General features: G+C 77.0%; 3 protein-coding genes and 1 pseudogene. 3 read left to right on the forward strand and 1 reads right to left on the reverse strand.

Annotation, left to right across the window (positions count from 1 at the left end):
• Nucleotides 1–103 precede the first annotated feature (103 nt).
• Together EAO77_RS36050 and EAO77_RS36055 are read left to right on the forward strand one after the other, a co-directional pair.
• Entirely contained in the window at nucleotides 104–622 is a 519-nt protein-coding gene (locus EAO77_RS36050) for a SigE family RNA polymerase sigma factor (RefSeq protein WP_147992519.1), read from the forward strand.
• A gap of 23 nt (nucleotides 623–645) precedes the next feature.
• Nucleotides 646–1335, forward strand: a complete 690-nt coding sequence (locus EAO77_RS36055) for a hypothetical protein (protein WP_147992520.1) — start codon at nucleotides 646–648, stop codon at nucleotides 1333–1335.
• A 156-nt stretch (nucleotides 1336–1491) separates the two neighbouring features.
• Here EAO77_RS36055 and EAO77_RS36060 read toward each other — a convergent pair whose 3' ends face one another.
• Nucleotides 1492–2592, reverse strand: coding sequence for an Lrp/AsnC family transcriptional regulator (locus tag EAO77_RS36060; RefSeq protein ID WP_147992521.1), 1101 nt, complete (start codon nucleotides 2590–2592; stop codon nucleotides 1492–1494).
• Between the two features lie 73 nt (nucleotides 2593–2665).
• Here EAO77_RS36060 and EAO77_RS36065 point away from each other — a divergent pair.
• Nucleotides 2666–3907 (forward strand): annotated as a pseudogene (locus EAO77_RS36065) (M20 family metallopeptidase); the annotation flags it as partial.
• Nucleotides 3908–4163: the final 256 nt, after the last annotated feature.

Here is a 4163-nt window from a genome sequence, read left to right on the forward strand (position 1 = left end):
GCGGCGCACCGACACCGTGTGCGCGCCGCGTACGGGCAGCGGCCCGCGCCGCGCAGGCCCGCGCACACGCAGAAGGCAGAGCACGCCGACGACGAGGACCCGAGTGAAGACGAGCGCGGAGGCGGACTTCCGGGCGTTCGTGGCCAGCCGCTGGCCCCGGATGCTGCGCACCGCCCATCTGCTGACCGGACACCACCACGACGCGGAGGACCTGGTGCAGGCCGCCCTGGCCAAGGCGTACGTGAAGTGGGACCGCGTGCGGCGGGCGGACGACCCCGACGCCTACGTGTGGCGCATCATGATCAACACGAACACCGACCGGCTGCGGCGCACCCGGCTGCGCGAATGGCTCACCACCCGCATCCCCGACACCGCCGCTCCCGACGGCGCCGACGGTGTCATGGAGCGCGGCGCGGTGCTGGACGCGCTCGCCCAACTGCCGCCCCGGCAGCGGGCGGTGATCGTGCTCCGCTATCTGGAGGACCGCGGCGAGCGCGAGGTGGCGTCGCTGCTCGGGACCGGGGTCGGTACGGTGCGCAGTCACACCGCCCGCGCCCTGAAGAAGCTGCGCGAGCATCCCGGGATCCACGCCGCACACACGAGAGGGGGGCCGCGCCCGTGAACCCCGTGAACCCCGTGAACCCCGTGAACGAGGACGACACCCGGCCGCTGCGCGACGCGTTGCGCCGCGAGGCGGACACCGTGTCCGGTGCGCCCGCCCCCGTGGACGCGGTGCTGCTGCGGGGTCGGGCCGCCCGGCGACGCCGCGCCGGGGTGCTGGCGGGGGCGGCCGCCGCCGTGGTCGCGGTGCTGGCCGTGATGCCGCTCGCCGGCCGCGAGGTCGCCCCTGCCCCGGCCCCGCCCGCCACCGCCCCGCCGGTCACCCCGCGTCCGGAGCCCCTGCGCACCGTCGCCCCGTACGAGCCGGTCGCCATCGGACACGGCCGCAGCATGGCCCTGCTCCCCGACGGGCGGCAGAACCACGTGGCGGGCTACGGCGACATCCGCGACGCCGTCGCCACCGCGCGCGGTCTCTCCGGGGACAACATCCCGCCCCGCAGCCTCAGCGGCGGCCGGGACACGGATCCGGGCCGCCCGGTCCTGTTCTCGGGCGCGTTCCGCACGGACGAGGTCCCGGCCGGTGTCGAGGTACGCCTCGACTCCGGTGAACGCCTCCGCGCCGGGATGCTGCGACTGCCCGGGGACCCGGACTGGGGAACGTACTACGCCTTCGGCACCCGGGCCGCCGGGAATCAGAGCTGGACGGTGACGGCCTACGCCGCCGACGGGCGCGTCCTCGTGGAGACCCACTTCGACCAGGCCTCCGGCGGGTGAGGCGACCGGCGCCCGCGCCGGGGACCTGTCCCCGGCGCGGCGAACGCCGTGGGGCGCCCCGGCAGCCGCAGGCATCCGTCCCGGCTCCCGAACGGCTCCCGAACGGCACCCGGCCCGGGTGCCGTTCGGATGCCGGGCCTGCGCGGCTCCGCGCGGTCAGGGCCGCGGCCCCGCCACGCCCCCCGTGCGGAACGGGGCGAGCAGCGCCTCCTCGGCGGCCGCGGCCTCCGCGTCCTCCCAGAGCGCGACCGGCACGGCCCGCACATGGCGGCCGTGCGGGTCCAGGATGTGGCCGCCGAGCTTCAGCGGCCACAGCGCGATCGCCCGGTCGGCGACCACCAGGTCGGGGAAGCGTGCGGCCAGCCGCGTCTCGAAGGTCCGGATGTCCTCGATGGACCGCAGCCACACCGCGACCATCAGGTTGTGCGGCCCGGAGAGCGACGCGCACAGCCGTGTCTCCCGCATCCCCGTCAACTGCGCGCTCACGGCAGGGACGGCGCCCGGTGGAGCGGCGCACCACAGGGTGACCGAGACGGGCCATCCGGACAGGAAGCGCGCCACCTCGCAGCGGAACACCAGCGCCCGCTCCGACTGCATCCGGGCGAGGCGGCGGCGTACCGTCGTCGGGCTCAGCCCGGTGCGTTCCGCGAGCTGCGCCGCGGGCAGCCGGCAGTCCTCGCTCAGCGCCGTGAAGAGGGCGAGATCCGCCGGGTCGGGCGCCCGCGCGGGGGAGCCCGCCGGTGACCGGTCGGCGGGCACGGGGTCCCTCAGCAGGGTGCGCCGGCGCTCCGCGAGGCGGTCCAGCCGCCAGTGACTGCCCTCGACATGGAGCGCGGTGGCGATCTGGCTCCGAGTCGCCCGGACGCCCTCCAGGGCGCCCAGCCGGAAGCCGAGGTACCGGGCGAGGCCCGCCTGGTCGGCGAAGGCCGCCGTCACCAGCAGGTCCCGGGAGCCGGTGACGTGCTCGACGGTGAAGACGTGCGGGTCCCCGGCCACCCGGGCCGCGACGTCGCGCAGCAGCGGCGGCGCGCAGTCGATCTCGATGAACGCGACGACCGGCGCCGGCCCCGGGCCCGCCGCCGGATGGCAGCTCAGCCAGGCGAGACCGGACTCGGTGAGCCGGGCCCAGCGGCGGGCGGCGGTGGAGGCGTCCACGTCCAGAGCGCGTCCGATCCGCCGCCAGTCGGCGCGCGGCGCGGCCTGGAGCGCGGTGACGAGGAGGCGGTCGAGCTCGTCGAGACCGGCGGATGTCTGCATGGCGGGGGCCTTGTCTGGCGGATCCTGTGGAGTTCGGCCCGCACATCGGTGGGTCGCGCCGACCGTACCGCACATGAACGGACACCCTGCGGACGCTTGCGCTCCGCTCGACGCCCCCGGCCCGCACGCACGCGCCCTCCACGACGGCCTGGTGCGGCTGCGCCACGCCCTGCACCGCGACCCGGAGCTCGGCCTCGACCTGCCCCGGACCCAGCGCAGGGTGCTCGACGCGCTCGACGGGCTGCCGCTGGAGATCGCCACCGGCACGCGGCTGTCCTCGGTCACCGCGGTGCTGCGCGGCGGCCGCCCGGGCCCCGCCGTCCTGCTGCGGGCGGACATGGACGCGCTCCCCGTCCAGGAGGAGAGCGGACTGCCGTACGCCTCCGAGGTCCCCGGCGCCATGCACGCCTGCGGCCACGACGTGCACACCGCCGCCCTCGTGGGCGCGGCGCACCTGCTCTGCGCGCGGCGGGACACCCTCGCCGGTGACGTCGTGTTCATGTTCCAGCCCGGCGAGGAGGGGCACCGCGGGGCCCGCCTGATGATCGAGGAGGGCGTGCTCGACGCCGCCGGTTCCCGTGTCGTCGCCGCGTACGGCCTGCACGTCTTCTCGACGGTCCTCCCGCTCGGCGTGGTCGCCACCCGCCCCGGTCCGGTCCTCGCCGCGTCCGACACGGTGACCGTGACGGTGGGCGGGCGCGGCGGGCACGGTTCGTCGCCGCACGCCGCGGCCGACCCGGTGCCCGCGGTCTGCGAGATGGTCACCGCACTCCAGACGATGATCACCCGGACCGTGGACGTCTTCGACCCGGCCGTCCTCAGCGTCGGTTCGCTGCACGCGGGCACGACGCACAACGTGATCCCGTCGACGGCACGCTTCGAGGCCACCGTACGGACCTTCTCGCCGGCCACCCACGACGCCGTCCGCGAGGGGCTGCTCCGCACGGTCCGCGGCGTCGCCGACGCCCACGGCGTCCACGTCGACGTCGATTACCGGGAGCTGTATCCGCCGACCGTCAACGACGCGGAGGAGGCCGCGTTCGCGCTGCGCACCGCGCGCGGACTGTTCGGCCCGCGGCGGGCGTTCGAGGCGCCGAAGCCGATGGCCGGCTCCGAGGACTTCTCGTTCGTGCTGGAGGAGGTGCCCGGCGCGTTCCTCGGGATCGGTGCCTGTCCGGCCGGTGCGGACCCGTCGACCGCCCCCATGAACCACTCCCCGCACGCCGTCTACGACGACGCCGTGCTGCCGGACGCCGCCGCGCTCCTGGCCGCCCTCGCCGCCGACCGCCTGCACCGCGCCGCCGCCGCTGCCGCCGGTGCCGGCTCCCCCGCCCCCGGCGGCTCGGCCGCCCCCGCGCCGGCCGCCCCGGCCGCGCCGGCCGGGGCCGGCCCCGCCCCGGCCGCGTACGGCGACATCGCCGCCGCGGTGCTCCGGGCGGACCGCCCCGGTGTCCTCGCCGCCGCGTCCGACACGGTGACCGTGACGGTGGGGCGCGGCGGGCACGGTTCGTCGCCGCACGCCGCCGCGGCCGACCCGGTGCCCGCGGTCTGCGAGATGGTCACCGCACTCC

The organism is Streptomyces sp. T39, assembly GCF_008042045.1.
Classification (GTDB): domain Bacteria; phylum Actinomycetota; class Actinomycetes; order Streptomycetales; family Streptomycetaceae; genus Streptomyces.

Coding starts and splice junctions, on each gene's coding strand:
- EAO77_RS36060 (WP_147992521.1), bottom strand. CDS start 2,592: ATGCAGACATCCGCCGGTCTCGACGAGCTCGACCGCCTCCTCGTCACC.